Consider the following 20,536-nt stretch of genomic DNA (forward strand, 5'->3'; position numbering starts at 1 on the left):
TCTTATTCTTCGAAGTGGTAAGAGAAGTTTATGCGCGCAGACGCTCGTTCTCGGTATCAAAAGGTGCTTCCGGAATGACCGTTGCCTTGTGAGTCTTGCCAAGGATTTTGATCTCAAGCTGGGTGCCCAGTGCCGAATAGTCAGGCTTGACCATGGCAAGCGCGAGGCTCTTGCCCAGACGCCAGCCGTAACCACCATGGGTAGCACGGCCAATCAGCTGGCCATTGGCATAGATCGGTTCGCTGCCACGCGCGTCGATATCGGAAACACCCGGTACATGGACCTCAAGCGTAACGAAATTCCACTTCAGGCCATCCTCGCGCGCCTTCACCACCGCATCACGGCCAATGAAATCACCCTTGTTTGGATGAACGAAACGGTCGAGGCCACTTTCGAAGGCGTTGTATTCAATCGACAGTTCCCGAGGGATCAGGCGATAGGACTTTTCGACGGCCATTGCCGTCATGGCGCGGATGCCGAATGGCTTGATGCCAAATTCCGCACCGGCTTCGAGCAGCAGATCATAAATAGTGTTCTGCTGTTCAATCGGGTGATGCAGTTCCCAGCCAAGTTCACCGACAAAGTTGACACGCAGGGCATGGGCTGTGCCGGTGCCAACGCTGATTTCCTTACCCGACAGCCATGGGAAGGCTTCATTGGACAGGTCAGCCCGTGTGAGTTTCTGCAGCACTTCGCGGCTTTTGGGTCCGGCAACAACCAGCACGCCATACATCTGCGTGATTGGGCGCAGGGTTACCGAGCCATCAGATGGCAGCAGCTTGTAGAGATAGTCGTGATCATGGTTCTCATAGGCACCGGCGGAGACGAGATAGAACTTGCCGGGCGCCCATTCGTAAACCGTGAACTCGGAACGTACGCCGCCGTCCTTCGTCAGGAGATGGCAGAGTGCAATGCGGCCCTGCTTCTTGGGGATGCGGTTGGCCAGAATGGAATCGAGCCATTCACGCGCACCGGGACCAGCCACTTCAATCTTGGCAAAGGCTGACATATCGAGAAGGCCGACATTGTTGGTGACGTTCTTGATCTCATTGCCCACATGCTCAAAGTAGTTCGAGCGATGAAACGACCAGATTTCTTTTACCTTGCCATCCGCATCCGGCTTTGGATGGTTGTGGTTCATGATCACATCCGGCTTGTCCAGCTTGGCAACCTCAAGGCCATAACCCTGCGGCGCGAACCAGTTGGCACGCTCCCAGCCATAGACAGTACCGAACACGGCACCGAGCGCCTTCTGGCGGTCATAGGATGGCGAACGCTTGAGCGGACGGGCGGCGCCGCGCTCTTCATCCGGATAGTGGACCGAGAACACCTCGGCATAGGCTTCCTCGTTCTTTTCCTTCAGGTAACCTTCGGTTGCGTAAGGACCGAAACGGCGTGGATCAACACCCATCATGTCAATGGACGGTTCGCCTTCGACAATCCATTCGGCCAGCTGCCAGCCAGCACCGCCAGCGGCGGTCACACCAAAGGAATGGCCTTCATTAAGCCAGAAATTCTTCAGGCGCGGCGCTGGACCGATGATGGGCGAACCATCCGGGGTATAGGCAATCGCGCCATTATAGACTTTTTTGATACCGACTTCGCCGAAGGCAGGAACGCGGGCAATCGCCGTTTCGATATAGGGTTCGAGACGGTCGAGGTCTTCCTGAAACAGCTCATACTCGCTGGCATCGGATGGCCCGTCCACATAGCAGACAGGTGCGCCCTTTTCATAAGGTCCGAGCAGCAGGCCGCCATTTTCCTCGCGCATATACCACGATGAATCGCTTTCGCGCAGAACACCCATCTCCGGTAGGCCCTTGGCCTTACGCTCAAGAATGGCCGGATGCGGCTCGGTGACGATGTACTGGTGCTCAACCGGGATGACGGGCACATCGAGACCAACCATCTTGCCGGTTTTGCGGGCAAAGTTGCCGGTTGCCGAAACAACATGTTCAGCGGTGATATCGCCCTTGTCGGTTTTCACAAGCCATTCGCCTGAAGGCAGCTGCTCGATGCCGAGAACTGAGGTGTAGCGATAGATCGTGGCACCGCGATCGCGTGCACCCTTGGCCAGAGCCTGTGTCAGATCAGCGGGCTGGATATAGCCATCTTCCGGATGCTGGATAGCACCGAGAATCCCGTCCATTTCGGCCAGCGGCCAGATTTCCTTGACCTGTTCTGGCGTCAACAGCTTGACCGGAACGCCGATGGTTTCAGCAACACCGGCATAATACATATATTCGTCCCAGCGATCCTTGGTGCGGGCGAGACGAATATTGCTGCAATTGGTGAAGCCGACATTCATGCCGGTTTCTTCCTGTAGCTCCTGATAGAACTTGACCGAGTATTTGTGGATCTGGCCGACGGAATAGCTCATGTTAAAGAGCGGCAGCAGACCGGCCGCATGCCATGTGGAACCGGATGTCAGTTCCTTGCGCTCGATGAGCACCACATCGCTCCAGCCTTTCTTGGCCAGATGATAGAGTGTTGATACACCCACCACACCACCGCCGATGACAACTACACGCGCTTGGGTCTTCATTTCATTCTATCCTCTGATATCAATCGGTGGTTTGGCGGTGATCTGGCGATACGCACCAATTTTCTGCACTATGCCGTTCGTACTGTCCATTGCTAAGGCCTGTTTGCGACATGGCCAAAACACGCCGCGACGCGCGGCAAACTGTCAGCATTTTGCGTGAATTTCTGATCAAACTGCGGGAATGATTTAACGCAATATGGAGACTTCCCGCTATAGAAATGGTCTTTAAGCGTCGACCAGCCGGAAACGAACAATAATGTCAGATATCTCCAAGGACATGACCAGACCGGCCGTTGGGATATTCTCCCCGCTGGCGTTGCTTCTGCTGGTGCTGGCGGTGCTGGCACTGCTGCTTAGTCTACGGCTGGTTGTGCCGATCGGCCCGATGTACTGGGACACCTATATATATCTCGACGCAGCCCAGCGCCTGAAGATGGGGCAAATCCCGGCGGTGGATTTTCTCGCTCCCGTCGGCGCGCTCGACTACTACCAGTTCTACTGGCTGCAAAGGCTTTTCCCCAATGGCCAGCCTACCCTGCTTGCGCAGTGGTCCGCCCTTATTTTTGCCGCGCCCATCATGGCCGTTATTGTTTGGGACGTGGACAAGCGCAGCCGTGGCATCGCCTTCGCCCTGCTTATTCCCTTTCTGATTTTTGCGATCTGCCCTACCAATACGCAGAGCTTTCATTCCTATCCCGGCATCTCAGGCTTTGGCATCTATAACCGGCATACATCGCTGCTGCTCTATGTCCTGACCAGTGCGCTGATCTTTCTGCCAATCACCCGCAAACTGGCTATCGTCGCTGCCTTGGCGATGCTGGCGCTGTTTTTTACCAAGATCACCGGCTTTCTTGCGGGCGGACTGATTGGCCTGTTTGCAATACTCAGCGGTCGGTTGAAATGGCGGCATGTATTGCTGGCCATGGTTGTGGTGATTGCTGCACTGCTGGTTTTCGAACTCAACCACCGCATGGTTTCGACCTATCTTGCCAGCATCATCGAACTTGTGGGCATGAATCAGGGCGTGCTGCTGTCACGCTTTCTGACTGTTTTTTCCACCAAGCTCGATGTCATTCTGGCCGCCGCTGTGCTCATCCTGTTTCTCTTCTGGATCAATCGCAGCAATGTGGCCGCCGCGCTCAAAAAGCTGGCAAGCCAGCCATCCACCAAGGCAGTGGCAACCGTTCTTGATCAGGACTTTCTATGGATCGGCGTTGTGCTGATCGCGGGCATATTCTTGGAGACCCAGAACACCGGCAGTCAGGAGTTTATCTTCCTCTGGCCTGTCCTGCTGGCACTCATTGTCAAGTCGGCGGTCTTGCCGGAAAGGCATCGCCTCATCGTCTACGTACTCGTTGCCTTCACGGCGATACCTACCTTGACCAAAGTCATGCACGAGAGCCTGCGCATGACAGCCGTTGCGCCAACATACGTGGCAGCACCTGTCACGGACGTAAAATCAATGGGGCTCGTGTCGACGCGCAAAGACATATGGGAGCGCGTTGATCTCCTTGAGGCGCATTATGTGAAGAATGCTGCCACCTATCGCGAACTGGCGGAACAGGGGCAGCTGCCAAGCTGGCAGCTTTATTCGGAACTGGACTACCAGATGTTCTGGCTTGTCTCGGCGGATCGCGCCGTCAAGGCCATCAAGCAGTTCGAAGCCACGAACGGCGTACACCTGAACAGTCTGATGAATCTCGATTTCACCAATCCGTTCCCATGGATTCTCGATCGCGATGCAACGCGGCATATACAAATTGGTGCAGATCCGTTCCGCACCGTTGGCACCCTGACATCGGAAGAAGAAGCCGCGGTGCGCGCCACAGACGGCGTGTTGCGGCCAAGCTGTCCCATGACAACAGCGCGTTTGATGCTTTGGAAAGTCTACGAGAAAGCCCTTGATGACAGAACCGTGGTCAAGCTCAATGAGTGCTGGGATCTTTTGCTGCGTCCGGGCATTGCCAGCACAAAATAAAAGGCCGGGACAGCAGCCCGGCCCTCACGCTCTTATTTCACCTGTGCTTTGACGAAATCCTTGACGATCCGCACGATGCCGCGCGACAGCACTTCGTCAAGCGCCGCGATAAACCGGTCGACATTTTCGTGCTGGCAGATCAATGGAGGCTCAAGGCGTACCACGTTGCGGTTATATTCCGTGAAGGCCACCAGCACCCCGTGATCGCGTAGCAGATGGCTACCGATAAAGCCCGGCAGTGATCCCTTGAGTTTGTCGTCGAGAATGGCGAGCACAGGCCGCAACACGACCGGCACTGTCTTGGAAAAATCGTGGAATTCGAGGCCGATCATCAGCCCCTGTCCGCGAACATCCTTGATCATGGCCGGATACTTGGCTTTGAGGCCTTCCAGCTGTTCCAGCAGATAATTTCCCGTCTCGGCTGCATTGTCGATCAGATGCTCGTCATAGAGAATATTGATCGCTTCAATGGCCGTCACACAGGCCTCGCCAATACCACCAAAGGTTGCCATGGCGTGGATCATCGCGGTCTTGGGTGTGCCATAGGCCTTCATATAGACCTCGCGCCGCGCAATCATCGCACCAACTGCAGCCTTGCCGCCACCCAATGATTTCGCCAGCGCCGTCACATCGGGCACAACACCCGCATGTTCGAACGCATAAAATCGACCGGAACGGCCAAAGCCGCACTGCACCTCATCGGCCACCCAGAGCACGCCATACTGATCGCACAGCGCCCGAAGCTTTTGCCAATAGGCATTTGGCGCGCTGATGATGCCGCCGCCGCCCTGAATGGTCTCAAGCACGATGACACCGATTTCCGGGTCAGAGCGAAACAGATTCTCGACCGCATCGATATCGCCGAATGGAATGCGCACGGTATTGTCGACAAGCTTGAAATCACCGCGATAAAGCTGGCCATCGGTGATCGACAAAACACCCTTGGTCTTGCCGTGGAACGAGTTTTCGGCATAGACGATCTTGGGCCTCTTTGGCCCTGCCGCCCGCTCCGCTACCTTGATTGCCGCTTCCATGGCCTCAGACCCGGATGAGCCGAGAAACACCATGTCGAGATCACCGGGCGAACAGGCCGCCAGATTATGGGCCAGCGCGCTCGCATATTGCGACATGAAGGCAATGGCGATTTCCTGACGCCGCTCGTCCTGAAACTGCTTGCGCGCAGCTACAATGCGCGGATGGTTATGGCCAAAGGCCAGTGATCCAAATCCGCCGAAAAAGTCGAGAATGGCCCGGCCGTTCTGATCGTAATAATACATGCCTTCCGCATGCTCGATCTTGATCTTGTGGAAGCCCAAAAGCTTCATGAAATGCAGCTGGCCGGGATTGAGATGTTTGGTGAAAAGCTCCGTCATGCGCGACAGCGTCATCACCTTGGCTTCTTCAACGGTCAAGAGATCGGGCCTTTTGATCGGCTCGATCATATCAGGGGTGTCTTTTGGCAGTGTTGTCGGCTTGTTCATCGATAATCCCCGTTATTGCGCCGTTATCGACGATGGTTGACCGGCAACCTTGCCATCCTTGTTGTTGCGATATTCGCGGTATGCCGCGATCAGCATGTCCTCATCCCGGTATTGCGGCACCCAGCCCAGTTGCCGCTCGGCCTTCGAGACATCCAGCACGCACATCTCGTCAGCAATCAGATATTGTTCCGGGTCCATGATCGGCATGTTCAGCCAGTCAAATGCATCCAGTGTTTTCTTGACCGCCCATGCGGGCGTCGGCAACAGCAATGATTTCGAATTGGCGAATTTAACCAGATCCCCCAGCAGCTTGCGCACTGGCGGCGGGTTAAGCGAACCGAGATTATAGGCCTCGTTGGGCACACCAGCCTTCCACGCCGCGCGTGCAGCCTCGGCGCAATCGAACACCGAAATGAACTGATAGGGGTTCTTGCCCGAACCGATCATCGGAACGGGTAGATTATAATCGATCAGCTTGAACAGCTTTTCGAGAATGCCGAGCCGTCCGGGTCCGATAATCAGGCGCGGGCGAAACAGCGAGATATCCATGCCCCGCGTCCGCCATTCAGCGGCCAGTTCCTCGGTTTTAAGTTTTGACCATCCATACTCACCCAGCGGCGCCGCCGGATGGTCTTCGGTCTGTGGCCAGACATAGGTGTGGCCGTAAATCATGTCGGTGGTGTAGTGGACAAGCTTCTTCGCGCCTGCCTTGTCCATCGCCTTGATGATGTTCTCCGTGCCGAAATAATTGACCGGAAAGAAGAAATCGTGGCGTTTGGCGCGCACTTGCAGCGGCGAGAGCATCTTGGCAGAGAGATTGTAGACCATATCATCGGCCTTGATGCCAACGGCAGCAATCGCCTGTGGATCGGTCACATCGCACTGGATAAAGGCAACATTGGCATAATGCGGCAGATCGCTCTTGACGATATCCGCAACGATAACCTCTTCACCATCGGCAATCAGTTTGGGTGCGAGATGGCGTCCGACAAATCCGTCGCCGCCGAAAATAACATGTCTCATGGCTCTGCTCACTCAGGACGACGTTGTGGGGGCTGGCGGCGTCTGTTCACCCGGCTCAGCGCCGCTGTGACGGCCGCTCTGCGCAATGAAAATCGTGCCCAGCATAATAAACGCAATTCCCGCAATCTTGTAGGCGCCCAGTTCCTCCTTGAACACGGCCCACGCAAACAGCGCGACCGCCACATAGGCAAGACTCAGAAACGGATAAGCGAAGGAAAGGTCCACCTTGGAAAGCACGTAGAGGTGCGAGGCCATCGAAATGACGAAGGTGAAAAGCCCGGCAAACACCCATGGGTTGAACACGATCTGGAAGACGCGCTGGATAAAGCTGTCTGCGCTGAAACTGATCGGTCCAAGCGTGATCATCCCATATTTCAGCATGACCTGCGCCGCCGCATTGGTCATGACTGTAAAGAGTATGAACGGAATATATTTTGTCATGCCAAGATTACCCCCACCTGCTGCCCCAATAACAACCTTACGTTGAAAAGACTCGAAGGCCATTGTTAAAAATTGAACTATCTGTCGCTTTATTCTTGGGCCGACAGAGCCGTTCGTGCCCAGAAATTCGAATTGAACATCGGGTCCCGCCATTTCTCCAGCTGCTTCCATTGCGGAAACCCTGCCTTGAAGACAGCCGCACTCATCCGCTGATCCTTATACGGATTGAGCTGGCCACCCGCTTCGATTGTCATGCGGTCAAGCTGCTCCAGCAGTGCCAGCGTTTTCTGGCCGCGATTGGGAAAATCCAGAGTGAGCGTATAACCGGCACGCGGAAATGACAGCAGACCCGGTGAGGCTATGGCACCAAAACGCTTGAGAACCGTCAGGAACGAGTTTTGCCCGGCCTGCCGCGTCGCCTCCAGCATAAGAGTGATCGTCTCGCGGGCATTGGTTTCAGGGATGACACTCTGGTGCTGATAGAGCCCTGCCCGACCATAAAGGCGGTTCCAGTTCTTCACCTGATCAAGCGGATAGAAGAAAGGCGAATAGCCTGTCAGTCCCGTATCGGTTTTGCTGCCCTTGCGATGATAATACGCCGTATTGAAAAGTTTCAGGCTTGGAAAATTGAGCGCCGAAACCGGCAGATCAACAGGCACGCCAAATCTGGTTCTACCGGTGCTGATGTCGAAATTGCCATTGTCCGCATGGTTTCCGGTCAGGAGAATGCCGCGACCGCTGCTCAACTGATCCACCCATGCGACGGCATATTCATTCTCTTCATCCGCCTTTGGGGCGAGATCGAAATAGGCGTCCAGATTTTTGAAGCGGGTGACGTGCTCTTCAATATCAAGCGAACTGACCCGCATCAGCCGGATGGAAGCCGTCTGAATAATGCCGGTCAGGCCAAGCCCGCCTATGGTGGCGTTGAACAGATCAGTATTTTCCAAGGCCGAGCAATTGGCGACTGTCCCGTCGGAGCGCAGAAGATCAAAACTCTCGACATGGCAACCGAATGTACCGCGCCGATGATGGTTCTTGCCATGCACATCATTGGCGATAACGCCGCCCAGCGTGACAAACCGGGTACCGGGCGTAACAGGCAGGAAATAGCCTTCCGGCGCGGCGATGGCGATAATATCCGCAAGCAGCATTCCCGCTTCCGCATGCAGCACACCCGTTGCTGCGTCGAAGGCGATGAGTTGATTGTTGGGCCGCATGTCCACAAGCAGACCATGGTCGTTGTGGCAACTGTCGCCATAGGATTTGCCATTGCCAAACGGCAGGTAGGAACCGGGCAGCGAAACATCGAAAGCCTGCCGCGCCTCCTCCAGCGAAATGGCGGAGCGGCGTCGCCTGTCTATCCGGCCAAAGCTTTCAAAGTCACGCGTCATGCTCTTGCGCCGCCGTAGAGCAGCAAGGCCGCGCCGATTGCGATCATGACCTGGCTGCGCCAATCGGAAATAATAAAGACAACCGGGTCCTCATGCATCTCGCCGCGATGCGCCAGAATCCAGATGCGGATATTGAGGTAGAGAACGATGGGGCACAGCGGCCAGATCATCCACGGATAGGAATAGAGCCGGACCACAGAATCGCTGTCCACATAAAGCGCGAGAACCGTGGCAGCCGCAAAAGCCGATGCGACACCGCATTGCGCAACAACCTCGCGATCACTCTGCCGGTAACCCCTGCCCGCAATCCGATCCTTTTCGAGAAGTGTCGTGCTTTGCAACTCCACATAGCGTTTGACCAAAGCCAGCGAGAGAAAGAAGAACGACGAGAACGCCAGAAGCCAGAATGATCCCGCAATGTTCGTGGCAGCAGCGCCGGCGAGCACACGCAGTGTATAAAGTCCTGCCAGCATCAGGACATCAATCAGCAGCATACGCTTGAGCGAAAGCGAATAGGCCGTTGTGGCGATGATATAGACACCCAGCACGACACTGAATGCCCACGGCAATTGCATTGCCAGAAGACCGGCGATGACGAGCAGCAGGAACGCAATCCTCAGCCCGAACGGGATGGAAAAGACCCCGCTGGCAAAGGGGCGGCTCCTTTTTCGGGCGTGCTGGCGATCCAGCGGCAGATCAAAGAGATCATTGAGGATGTAAATCGCCGAAGCCGCCGCAGAAAACGCCACAAATGCGATCAGCGCAGCGCTCAGTGTCACCCAGTTCGTGATTTCATGATCGAGTGTGGGCGGCACGAAGATAAGCGTGTTCTTCATCCATTGATGCACCCGCAACATTCGGAAGAACGTCCGCCAGCTGGTCTTTGGCGCTTCAAACATCCTTACGGAATGCGCATGCTGCCATTTGGCTGCGGCCCGGTCCGGTGCAACCACAATGGCCTCGCTTGCGGCCTCAAAGACGGGGATGTCAGCCCTGCTATTGCCCGCATAGGCAAAGCTTCTTCCGTCAAAGGTTTTCAGCAGGAACTCGGTTTTCAGCTTCGATGTCAGATTTCGCGTCTCATCCGTGGCATAAACCGCATCGAAAAGACCAATATGCGCAGCGATTGGCTCGGCAAATTGCCGGGCGGCACCGGTGGCCAGAACAATGCGCCGGCCCTTGCTGTGCTCTTCCCGCAAAAATTCGAGAAAATCCTGCCTATAGGGAAGAAGAGCGGGATTGATACAGACACGTTGGGATATCTGATGCTTCAGATTGCCTTTTCCCTTTAACGCCCAGAAAGGCAGAACAAAGAGATAAAGCATATTCTTCTTGAGCAGCTGAAAAATACTTTCCCATAGAAGGTCAGTGGCAATCAAAGTGCCATCAAGATCGACAACGAGATCCACAAACTGCTTGCTTGACTGCACGCTCACCGACACATCCCCACGCGATATTCCCCATGCGACGACCTATCGGCAAACTAGAAATGAAGAGTGAACTGCCCAAGTAAAATGAAAAAATACGAGTAAAAACAATATCGACAGTGAATCAGAAATTAATAGGCCCGAACTATTTTAAACAGTTCGGGCCTATATTTACTGGAACAGCCGGGTTTCGTCTACTTGATCGAAACCTTGCCGCCTTTGATTTCGATGCTTTCGCCGCCCGTCAGGGCTTCGCGGTCGCCATTGGGAAACGTAACGAAGCAGCCGCTGCTGCAGAACTCAACCGTATCACCGGCGGCAACCTGCAATTGGGTTTTACTGGAACCTTCGGTCACGACCACGGTCTGAGCGCTCGCGTCGCTGTTTTTCAGGCTGGCTGCGAACGCTGGACCGGCCAGAGTGGTGCCCGCTACAATGGTGCTTGTAAGAATGACAACAGCAAACTTGTTCATTTCACCCCGGTGTTTCCACCGCCCCTGTTACATCGGGCTTAACTGCCCCTTTTCGACAATAGTTATAACGGGGTGAAACTGAACGGCAACTGAACGTCTCGTTATTTTTCCGATATTTAGACGAAAGTACCAAGTTGATGACTGATCTGTATCATCAATTCTTTGTTGTCTTCTTCGGTTGTCCAGCAAGCTGCTCCTTAACGCGGTCTGTAATCATCTGAACGATGGCATCTGCATCATCCAGATGGATGTTGACGTCGCGCTGCGGGAACGGAATCTCGATCCCCTCTTCGGCAAAGCGATCAACCAGCGCAAAGCGGATTTCATTCTGCACAGTGCCTGAGTTCGACAGGTCAGCAAGATGCACCCGCATCTCGAAATCCATGGTGGAGTCCGCAAGCGCCTTGAACGCAACGAAGGGTTCGGGGTTTTTCAGGACAAGCGGATGGCTGCGCGCAATGTCCATCAGGATGGCGTGCACACGGCGTGGATCGACCTTGTAGGAAACACCAATCGGAATTTCCACGCGGCCAAGCTTGTTGCGGTGCGTCCAGTTACCAACATTGCCGTTGATGAAGGACGAGTTCGGAATAATGATCGACTGGCGCTGGAAGGTTTCAACTTCCGTCGCGCGAACACTGATCTTCTTGACAATACCGCCAACGCCGCTCGTTTCAATCCAGTCACCCACCTTGAAAGGCCGCTCGGCCAGAAGGATCAGGCCGGAGACGAAGTTCGAGACAATCGCCTGCATACCAAAACCGATACCGAGCGACAGACCACCGGCAACCAGCGCGAGGCTTGAAAGATTGATACCCGCCGCCGAAATGCCAATGAGACCCGCTATACCGAGGCCGAGATAACCGACCGCAGTGCGGATCGAGTTGCGCACACCGGAATCCAGCTTGCCACGCGACATGACGCGGACATCGAGCCAGCCCTGAAACCAGCGCGTGAAACCGTAGAACAGGGCAAACAACAGGATACCGACCGCAATGGCCACCAGCGAGATCGTCACCGATCCGATCTGGAAGCCGGTGGCAAAGGTCAGGAACCAGACCGTCATTTCGCTCCACTGGAAGCCCCAGAGCAGCAGAATGATCGGAATACCAAGCAGAAGCACAAAGACATTGATGACGATGCTGGCAATCAATCCAAGCTGGTCAAGCGTCGATTCATCAATGCCGAAGCGCGTCTGAATTGTACGTCCTAGCACGGTTCCACCAAGCGCATTCTCGTCTGCAACGGCACGCGCCGTGAGGAAGCCGAGATACATTGTGACAAGCACAGCACCATTGATGACAATCTGCTGCGAGACAAAGCGCGCAAAGCCGATATAGCCAAGCAGGGCGGCAGCGATTGGAATAAGACCGATGGCGTAAAGGAACAGCCGCAATGGACGCGGCCAGCGCTTCGCCGCACCGGTCTCCTGATCCTCCAGCGGTTTCAACAAAGCCATGGCAATGATGAGAAGCCCGACCAGAACCGTGGCAAACAGGCTTTTGGCCACCGTTAGCGACAGCGGTGAAGTTGCAATCTGGTTGATCGTATCGGCAAGGTAGTCAAGCCCGGTGATGGTTGCGGTGGCGGTGATGAGAACCATCAGGATACGCCCCGGCCGGGGCGCCACATGCACAAGCCGCCAGTTCGGCGCGCCGGGACAGATGACCGCCTGCGCCAAAGCATGAACGAAGTAGACAATACCGATCACGCAAAACAGCGTGTAGAACAGTGAGGCAACGTCAGGTCGCAACACATTGAAATAGCTAAGGAAGAGATAGGTGGTGGCAAGAAATACCACCACGGTCAGCGAGCGCATCAGCGTCGACCAGAACGCGACTGCCAGACGGCTGAGATAGGATGGCTGCTCAATGGCGGCATCGCGCAGGTAAAGGTGCCCAAGCAGCCGCTGCCCGCCAATAAGAAGGACCAGAGCAGCAATCACAGCGAAGAAAGCTGCAGCCAGCATCGACTGCCATTTGAAGGTAACGACAAAGCGCCACCAGGACGAAATCAGCTGGTTCATCGTGCTGATTTCGCGACCGTAAGCGTCGATCACTTCGCTGCCGAGAGAATAGTTGATGTCAACGCGCTGCGACAATGTATTGGCGAACAGCTCACGGCGCGCATCACCAATTGCATCAATCATCTTGTTGACTTCGAGCAACTGATCTTCAGTTTCACCCAGAACTGCGTTGATCTCGGCCTTCTCGGTCGTCAGGCGCGTCCGTTCGTCGGTAACGATCTTCGCTTCCGCTGGCTGGCCTTGTGGCGGCGGCGATCCCAGCTGTTCAAGCCGGGCATTGATCTCCGTGATACGCGGACGGAATGAAACACCGATATCGAGCAGCTTTTTGGCGCTGCCTTCCAGATCAAGCCGAAGATTTGCCAGCGCGGCGTCCGCGTCAGCTTTTTGCTTGAATTTCTGTTCGTAGGCCGCAATCTGCTTCTTCAACGCATCGATGACGGGGCGCTGCTCACTCACAATACTGGATGGAACCGCAGGAGCCGGAGCCTCAGCTACCGGTGCTGGTGCTGGTGCAACTGCTGCCGGTGCTGGTGCAGCGGGCGTAGTCGTTACCGGTGCCGGTGCAGGTGTTACCGGTGCAGGCGTCTGGGCCAAAGCCAAGTGGACAGGCGCCGACAGAAACAAAACGGCGGCAATCGTCAGAAGAATCTGCCGAAGAAAAGATGAAATCACAGGTCTGGAGCCTTTATGAATAGTTTGCTTTGTCGATTTGCCTGTTCATGTCGGCACAATCAAGGCACTTTTTGCTTCCAATTCCAAGGTTGGGTCGGGTTGTTGATAGTGCTCGCCGCTATCCTGATGACCGTCCCTTGCATCGGACAGTAGCATAATGCCGGGGTAATCATGAATCGTCACACATAAGGCAGGCCGAAATTCTTGCCAAAGTAACAGTTTTGCTCACCTTCGCTTCGTACTCATCTTGACCAGCCCAGACACACACTGTTGACTGGCATATCAGAGAAATAGAACGCCAAACCGCAACAGATTCGCTTTCGAGACAAGAAGACCATGATAATCAAATGCCCCTATTGCGGACCGCGTGACGTCATCGAATTCACCTATCAGGGCGATGCAACGCGCCAACGCCCCGACCCGGCTTCGTCAGATCAAGCTGTATGGAGCGCCTATGTCTATGACCGCGCCAACCCGATGGGCTCGCACCGCGAATTCTGGCTGCACAGCGGTGGCTGCCGCCAGCATTTGATCATCACCCGCGATATGGCCACACACGCCATTTCATCCGTTGGCTTTGCGCGCGACGCAGTTGCATCGGTAAAAGGCGGTGAGCACCCATGACCGCTTCAAGACTTCCCAAGGGCGGACGTGTTGACCGCGCCAAAACCGTTCGCTTTACCTTTGATGGCAAGGCCTATAGCGGCCATCCAGGTGATGTGCTGGCTTCAGCCCTCCTTGCCAATGGCATCACGCTGTTTGGCCGTTCCTTCAAATATCACCGCCCGCGCGGCGTCTTTGCTGCGGGCAGTGATGAACCGAATGCACTTGTCACTGTTCTGTCCGGCAGCGTTCGCGAGCCGAATGTCCGCGCTACCGAACTGGAGATCTATGATGGGCTGGTGACGGAAAGCCAGAACCGGTTCCCATCGCTTGAGCATGATTTCATGGCCGTCAACCAGTTGGCCGGCCCGATATTTTCCGCAGGGTTTTACTACAAGACCTTCATGGGACCGGCGATAGGACCGCTGCGCAGCACCAAAGTCTGGATGTTCTTTGAAAAATTCATTCGCCGCGCCGCAGGTCTTGGCAAGGCAGGCGTGACAGCAGACCCGGATCATTACGAACGCATGAATGCCTTCTGCGATGTGCTTGTGGTCGGCACTGGCCCCGCCGGGCTTCTGGCGGCAGAAGCTGCTGCGGAAACTGGCGCACAGGTGATTATCGCCGAAGAGCGCCCTATCGCTGGTGGTTCGCTTCTGGCATCGGTTGAACTGATCGATGGACGCAATGCCGCCGTCTGGGCGCGGGAAAAAGCGGCAGCGCTTGCTGCCCTTCCCAATGTCCGCTTTCTCACCCGCACCTCCGTCTGGGGTTATTATGATGGCAATGTCCTGACAGCCATCGAACACGTCTCCGACTTCAAGCCGAACCGCACGAAGGGGCAGGCACGCCAGCGCTACTGGATTATTCGCACCGGTAAAACCATTCTGGCGACGGGCGCATTTGAGCGACCCATTGTTTTTCCCGGCAATGATTGCCCCGGTGTCATGCTGGCGGATGCTGTCAGGCGCTATGCGGTCGAATACGGCGTTGCGACAGGAAACAATGTGACGCTGTTTACCAACAATGACAGCGCCTATGAAGCGGCACGCGCCCTGTCGCAGGCTGGCGTCAACATCGTCGCTATCGTTGATGTGCGTGCCGATGTTTCGGGTGCCTGCATTGAGATTGCCTCATCGGCGGGAGCAGAGCTTGTGCTCGGCCATGCGGTAACAGGCACCCATGCGGGTAAAACCCTGAGTTCGATCACCGTTCAGCATTTCAATGCGCAGACTGGCCATGTCTCTGGCGCACCACGGGAAATCAAGACCGATTGTCTGGGTGTTTCAGGCGGATGGTCTCCGGCTATCCATCTTGCCAGTCAGGCGGGTGGCAAGCCTGAGTGGGACGAAGACCTGCAGGCCTTCCTGCCACCGGAACCCAATCAGAACTGGGTCACTGCCGGTTCAGCCGCTGGCTATATGGATACGGTCAGCGTGTTTTCCGATGGCGCCACCAAAGGCTCCTCGTCCAAGGCCAAGCCGAAACTGCCCTCCGTCGACGCGCCGATGTTCGACGCTTCGCCCGCAGCCGTTTTCCAGATCGAACCGGCGGCCAAGTCTCAAAAAGCTTTCGTCGATTTTCAGCATGACGTTACCGCCGACGATATCCGCCTCGCCTATCGCGAAGGGTTCCATTCGGTCGAGCATTTGAAGCGTTACACTACGCTCGGCATGGCGACGGATCAGGGCAAGACCTCCAATATTCCCGGCCTTGCCATCATGGCCGATGCGCGTGGCATTACCATTCCTGAGGCTGGAACCACCCGTTTCCGCCCGCCCTTCACCCCGGTTTCCTTCGGTGCGATTGCTGGCGAGCGCTATGGCGATCTGCGTCCGCACCGCCTGACACCGATGCATGACTGGCATTTGGCCAACAGCGCCAAGACCTATGAGGCCGGTCTTTGGCATCGCCCGATGATCTATGGCAGCCATGGCGAAACTGTTGAACAGGCCTATGTGCGGGAAGCCCGCGCCGTGCGCCAGAGTGTCGGCATTGTCGATGTTTCAACTCTCGGGAAGATCGATATTCAGGGCCCCGACGCGGGAATATTCCTCGACCGCGTTTATACCAACATGTTCTCCACCCTGCCCGTCGGTAAGGCACGCTACGGCCTGATGCTGCGTGAAGATGGGATTGTCTATGATGATGGCACCACATGGCGCTTGAGCGAAACGCAGTTCCTGATGACGACAACCACCGCCAATGCCGGAAATGTCATGCAGCATCTGGAATTCTATCTCGATTGCATCTGGCCTGACCTGCGCGTGCATCTCACTTCAGTCACCGATGTCTGGGCCGGTACGGCTGTGTCAGGCCCAAAAGCCCGCGCGGTGCTGGAAGCCTGTGTCACAGGAACCAGCGTCGACAATACAACTCTGCCTTTCATGGGCATTGTTTATGGTTCAATCGGCGACGTGCCCGTCATGATCTGCCGCCTCTCCTTCTCGGGCGAACTTGCCTATGAAGTCTATTGCGGCGCGGGTTTCGGCACGCAGGTCTGGGAAGCGCTGCTGGAAGCAGGCAAGCCTTACGATATCATGCCTTACGGGCTGGAAGCGCTTGGTACGCTGCGTATCGAAAAGGGCCACGTTACCGGTGCCGAGATCGATGGACGGACCACCGCCCACGATCTGCATCTGGATTGGATGTTGTCGAAAAAGAAGCCCTATATCGGCTCCGCCATGAAGGATCGCGATGGTCTGAGCGATGAAAATCGCCTGTCGCTTGTGGGCCTGATCTCGCTCGACAACCAGTCGATCAATGGCGGCAGCCATATCGTCAGTGATGCCACTCCGCGCGAGCCCGCCGACAGTTTCGGCCATGTGACTGCCGCCTGCTATTCACCGGCGCTCGGCAAATATATTGCGCTGGCACTGGTCAAGCACGGCACATCAACGATCGGCAACCGTGCCTATGCGACGGACCTCTTGCGCGGCAAGCATGGCGCGGTTGAGATCGTCAGTCACCACATGTTTGATCCAGAGGGGAGCCGGATGCATGGCTGAACCATTATCTCCACTCGGCCACGCGTTCATAACCGGCGACCACGGTAACTCTGCTGGTGGTGTCGGTATTGCGATAACGGAGCGGAAAAACCTGTCTATCGCACAGGTCACTGCATGGCGTGAAACCATACCGGCCATTCTGACCGCCATCAGCAATGTCACTGGCCTCAGCGTCCCGGATAAACCCGGTGCCGGTCGCAGCGCCGGAGAAAAGTCCGTGTTTGGTTTTGCGCCCGGACGTTATTTCGTCGTGGCGCAAGCCAGTGATCTGGAAGAGCGTTTGCGCAAGGCAATACCGCTTGAAACCGGAACGATCATCGATCTCACCCATGGCCGCATGGCCATTCGTGTCAAAGGTCCGTGGTCTGAATGGGTTTTGTCAAAACTCTTCGCCATCGACTTTTCCGAGCACGCTTTTCCGGTTGGTTTTGGCCGCGCGACGCTGCATCACGATATTCACACAAATATCCAGCGTATTGATGAGGAAACCTTTGACCTCTACGTGTTCCGCACCTTTGCCCGCTCGTTCTGGCAAACGCTCGGCCACGCGGCAGCCGAAGTGGGCTACCACGTCCAATAGTCAGATCAAGTGGTGAGCAAGCTCTTCGCAGGCTTTCCGGCCACGTAGACCTCGGCGATGGTGCGGTCATCGCCCATGGTCTGCATCAGGAAAAGCTCCTCGACCAGCGTTTCCACCGTCTCCATGCGCAGACGCATGGCCGGAGTTGAACGGGCATTGAGCACGATGCAATCGGCTTCCGCACCCGGCATGAACGAGCCAATGATCCCTTGCAGTGACAGGGCGCGGGCATTGCCAAGCGTCGCCTGATAATATGATCGCAGTGGATGATAGCGCTGGCCCTGAATGTTCAGAATCTTGTAGCCCTCATCCAGCGTGCGCAGCATGGAATAGGACGTGCCGCCGCCAATATCCGTGGCGATTGCATGGCGCACTGGCGGATTGGATGCTTCCAGCCGGGCCAGATTGAACAGTCCGCTGCCGATGAACAGATTGGAGGTTGGGCAGAACACCGCCACCGAACCGCTATTGGCGATAGAGGCGATTTCCGCTTCGGTCAGGTGAATACAATGGCCAAGCAGGGTCTTGGGGCCAAGCAGGCCATAATGCTCATAGACTTCAGTATAGTCCCGGCTCCACGGAAACAGCTCTGCCACGAAGGCAATCTCGGCGGTGTTTTCGCAAAGATGCGTCTGCACATGCAAATCAGGATATTCGCGCACCAGCGCGCCGCTCATCTCCAGTTGCTCGGGGCTGGATGTCGGGGCAAAGCGCGGCGTAATCGCGTAGAGCTGGCGCCCCCTACCGTGCCATTTGCCGATCAACTCCTTGCTGTCGTCATAGCCTGACTGCGGCGTATCCAGAAGCCCCGGCGGTGCATTGCGATCCATCATCACCTTACCGGCGATCATGCGCATATTGCGCCTGTTCGCTTCGGTGAAAAACGCTTCGACCGATGCCTTGTGAACGGTGCAATAGGCGGCAGCTGTCGTGGTGCCGTGCCGGATCAGTTCATCAAAAAACGCCGAGGCAATCCGCTCAGGATGCCCCTGATTGGAGAATTTCTGCTCTTCCACAAAGGTGTATTTGTTCAGCCATTCCATCAACTCGCCCGCATAGGAGGCGACAACCTGCATTTGCGGATAGTGGATATGCGTATCAATGAAACCCGGCATGATCAGGTATGGACGATGATCGATGACCTCGACATTCCGCCCTTCCCCGGCCCGCAGACGCGAGAATTCATCCATCGCCCATATCTTGCCGTCGCGGATCAGCAGTGCGCCATCTTCAATATAGGTGAACGCATCAGGGCTCGCTTCGCCAGCCAAAGGCTCATCGTGAAACGTCAGCAGACGCCCGCGTAACAGAAGTTCAGTCATTGCGTCGATTTTCCCGATGCCGCGGAGCGATACCAGGAGACGATCTGGGCCCGTTCAGCATCTGTCATTTGAGTAAGGTTTCCCGGTGGCATGGCGTGGCTGGCACCGGCGAAGAGATAGACCTGACTGGCGTGAGTCGCAATCATGGCATCCGTATCAAGCCGGATACCTTTGGGCGGATGGGCGATCCCTTCCCATGATGGCTCCGCCGCATGGCACATGGAACAGCGCCCCATCACCGTATCGCGCACCTGTTGAAAGTTCTGCGCGGCGAGAAACGGCGTTGCGGCGTTTGATACTTTTTCCTCCCCTTTCAAAACCTTTGGCACTGTCGACAGCCAGATAATCACGATGAACAGCACGACTGATGCCAGCCATGTCCAGTGCGGATTGCCTTTACCCGCGTGTTTAGAATTGAAGTAATGGCGGATCAGCACACCCATCACGAAAATCAGCGCTGCAATAATCCAATTGAATTCCGTTGAGCTGGCCAAAGGATAATGGTTGGACAGCATCAGGAAGATGACCGGAAGCGTCAGATAATTATTGTGGGTCGAGCGCTGCTTGGCCTGTTTCCCGAGCTTCGGATCTGGCGTCTTTCCAGCGATCAGATCAGCCACAACCTTCTTCTGGTTGGGGATGATCAGCAGGAAAACATTGCCGGACATGATCGTCGCGGTGAATGCGCCGAGATGCAGGAAAGCAGCACGTCCGGTGAAGAGATGCGTATAGCCCCACGCCATGAAAACGATGACCGCATAAAGGATGATCATCAGGGCGGTGTCATTTTTGGCCAGCGGCGATTTGCAGAGGAGATCGTAAATCAGCCAGCCCAAGCCGATAGAAGCCAGCGAAATCAGGATCGCAACGGGTGTCGACACGTCAAGCACATTGCGATCAATGAGATAAAGATCAGCACCCGCATAATAGACTATGCAGAGCATTGCAAAGCCTGATAGCCACGTCGCATAGGACTCCCATTTGAACCAGATCAGATGTTCCGGCATGTTGGGCGGCGCGACCATATATTTCTGGATGTGGTAGAAGCCACCCCCATGCACCTGCCATTCCTCACCATTCACCCCCTGCGGCAGTCCCTGATGACGCCGCAACCCCAGATCAAGCGCGATGAAATAGAAGGATGAGCCGATCCATGCGATTGCAGTGATCACATGCAACCAGCGGGCGGCAAAGCTGAGCCATTCCCAGAAAATAAGGTAATCCATCAAGGCCTCATGCAAAGCATCACAATGCGTGTGTTCGAGGCTTGATGCAAGGTGGGGAAGTAGTCAGTTGGGAGTAGTGAGTAGTCCGTGGTTCGACAAGCTCACCATGAGGGRCTTGGGTGGATGCAASGCTAWTCGCAAAGATTGYMGCAYAARGGKTGCAGAACTTGACTCCCKTKCATCCYCACTCTCCCTCATGGTGAGCAACTGTGTTTGGGTGTTGATCAGATTTGGTGTTCTAATCTCCATGGTGTGTCGGTTTTGATGATGGCGTTGATGATGACGATGAGTTTTCGCATGATGGCCACAATTGCAACCTTGAAGGGTTTTCCAG

General features: G+C 55.6%; 14 protein-coding genes. 4 read left to right on the forward strand and 10 right to left on the reverse strand.

All coding sequences use genetic code 11. The features are described 5' to 3' along the window. Positions 1-28: 28 nt before the first annotated feature. Complete coding sequence (locus AB4Y96_RS19935; protein ID WP_441919368.1) at positions 29-2,545, reverse strand: GcvT family protein; 2,517 nt, start codon at positions 2,543-2,545, stop codon at positions 29-31. A 256-nt stretch (positions 2,546-2,801) separates the two neighbouring features. Here AB4Y96_RS19935 and AB4Y96_RS19940 point away from each other — a divergent pair, with 256 nt between their 5' ends. Next, positions 2,802-4,523 (forward strand): hypothetical protein, encoded by a 1,722-nt coding sequence (locus AB4Y96_RS19940; protein ID WP_441919370.1) that lies wholly within the window; start codon positions 2,802-2,804, stop codon positions 4,521-4,523. A 32-nt stretch (positions 4,524-4,555) separates the two neighbouring features. On the opposite strand, the gene AB4Y96_RS19945 is transcribed toward AB4Y96_RS19940, so the two are convergent. From AB4Y96_RS19945 to AB4Y96_RS19975, 7 genes are all read right to left on the reverse strand, one after another. After that, a complete protein-coding gene (locus AB4Y96_RS19945) occupies positions 4,556-6,004 on the reverse strand; it encodes an aspartate aminotransferase family protein (protein ID WP_441919372.1) in 1,449 nt (482 codons plus the stop codon). Positions 6,005-6,016: 12 nt separating this feature from the next. Next, on the reverse strand, positions 6,017-7,027 hold the full coding sequence (locus tag AB4Y96_RS19950) for an NAD-dependent epimerase/dehydratase family protein (RefSeq protein ID WP_441919374.1): 1,011 nt from the start codon (positions 7,025-7,027) through the stop codon (positions 6,017-6,019). Between the two features lie 12 nt (positions 7,028-7,039). Beyond that, positions 7,040-7,468 (reverse strand): EamA family transporter, encoded by a 429-nt coding sequence (locus AB4Y96_RS19955; RefSeq protein ID WP_441919375.1) that lies wholly within the window; start codon positions 7,466-7,468, stop codon positions 7,040-7,042. A gap of 89 nt (positions 7,469-7,557) precedes the next feature. Further along, positions 7,558-8,862, reverse strand: coding sequence for an FAD-binding protein (locus tag AB4Y96_RS19960; RefSeq protein WP_441919377.1), 1,305 nt, complete (start codon positions 8,860-8,862; stop codon positions 7,558-7,560). Continuing rightward, entirely contained in the window at positions 8,859-10,298 is a 1,440-nt protein-coding gene (locus AB4Y96_RS19965) for a UbiA family prenyltransferase (protein ID WP_441919379.1), read from the reverse strand. Before AB4Y96_RS19965 ends, AB4Y96_RS19960 begins: the two co-directional genes overlap by 4 nt. A 185-nt stretch (positions 10,299-10,483) precedes the next feature. Next, positions 10,484-10,762, reverse strand: coding sequence for a hypothetical protein (locus tag AB4Y96_RS19970; RefSeq protein WP_091877753.1), 279 nt, complete (start codon positions 10,760-10,762; stop codon positions 10,484-10,486). 154 nt (positions 10,763-10,916) lie between these two features. Beyond that, positions 10,917-13,463 carry a mechanosensitive ion channel family protein gene (locus AB4Y96_RS19975; RefSeq protein WP_441919381.1) on the reverse strand — a complete coding sequence of 849 codons (2,547 nt, stop codon included), beginning with the start codon at positions 13,461-13,463 and terminating at the stop codon, positions 10,917-10,919. Positions 13,464-13,799: 336 nt separating this feature from the next. On the opposite strand from AB4Y96_RS19975, the gene AB4Y96_RS19980 reads away from it, so the two are divergent. The 3 genes from AB4Y96_RS19980 to AB4Y96_RS19990 are packed head-to-tail and all read left to right on the forward strand — an operon-like array spanning position 13,800 to position 17,654. After that, entirely contained in the window at positions 13,800-14,087 is a 288-nt protein-coding gene (locus AB4Y96_RS19980) for a sarcosine oxidase subunit delta (RefSeq protein ID WP_441919383.1), read from the forward strand. After that, on the forward strand, positions 14,084-17,074 hold the full coding sequence (locus AB4Y96_RS19985) for a sarcosine oxidase subunit alpha family protein (protein WP_441919384.1): 2,991 nt from the start codon (positions 14,084-14,086) through the stop codon (positions 17,072-17,074). Before AB4Y96_RS19980 ends, AB4Y96_RS19985 begins: the two co-directional genes overlap by 4 nt. Further along, positions 17,067-17,654, forward strand: a complete 588-nt coding sequence (locus AB4Y96_RS19990) for a sarcosine oxidase subunit gamma family protein (RefSeq protein ID WP_441919386.1) — start codon at positions 17,067-17,069, stop codon at positions 17,652-17,654. The genes AB4Y96_RS19985 and AB4Y96_RS19990 overlap by 8 nt, the downstream gene beginning before the upstream one ends. Before the next feature lie 5 nt (positions 17,655-17,659). Here the strand turns inward: AB4Y96_RS19990 and guaD are convergent, their stop codons facing one another. Further along, positions 17,660-18,976: a guanine deaminase gene (gene guaD, locus AB4Y96_RS19995; protein WP_441919388.1), complete on the reverse strand. Its 1,317-nt coding sequence runs from the start codon at positions 18,974-18,976 to the stop codon at positions 17,660-17,662. After that, complete coding sequence (locus AB4Y96_RS20000) at positions 18,973-20,205, reverse strand: urate hydroxylase PuuD (protein ID WP_441919390.1); 1,233 nt, start codon at positions 20,203-20,205, stop codon at positions 18,973-18,975. Before AB4Y96_RS20000 ends, guaD begins: the two co-directional genes overlap by 4 nt. Positions 20,206-20,536 lie beyond the last annotated feature (331 nt).

It is taken from the genome of Phyllobacterium sp. TAF24 (genome assembly GCF_052113785.1).
In the GTDB taxonomy this organism is placed as follows: Bacteria; Pseudomonadota; Alphaproteobacteria; order Rhizobiales; family Rhizobiaceae; genus Phyllobacterium.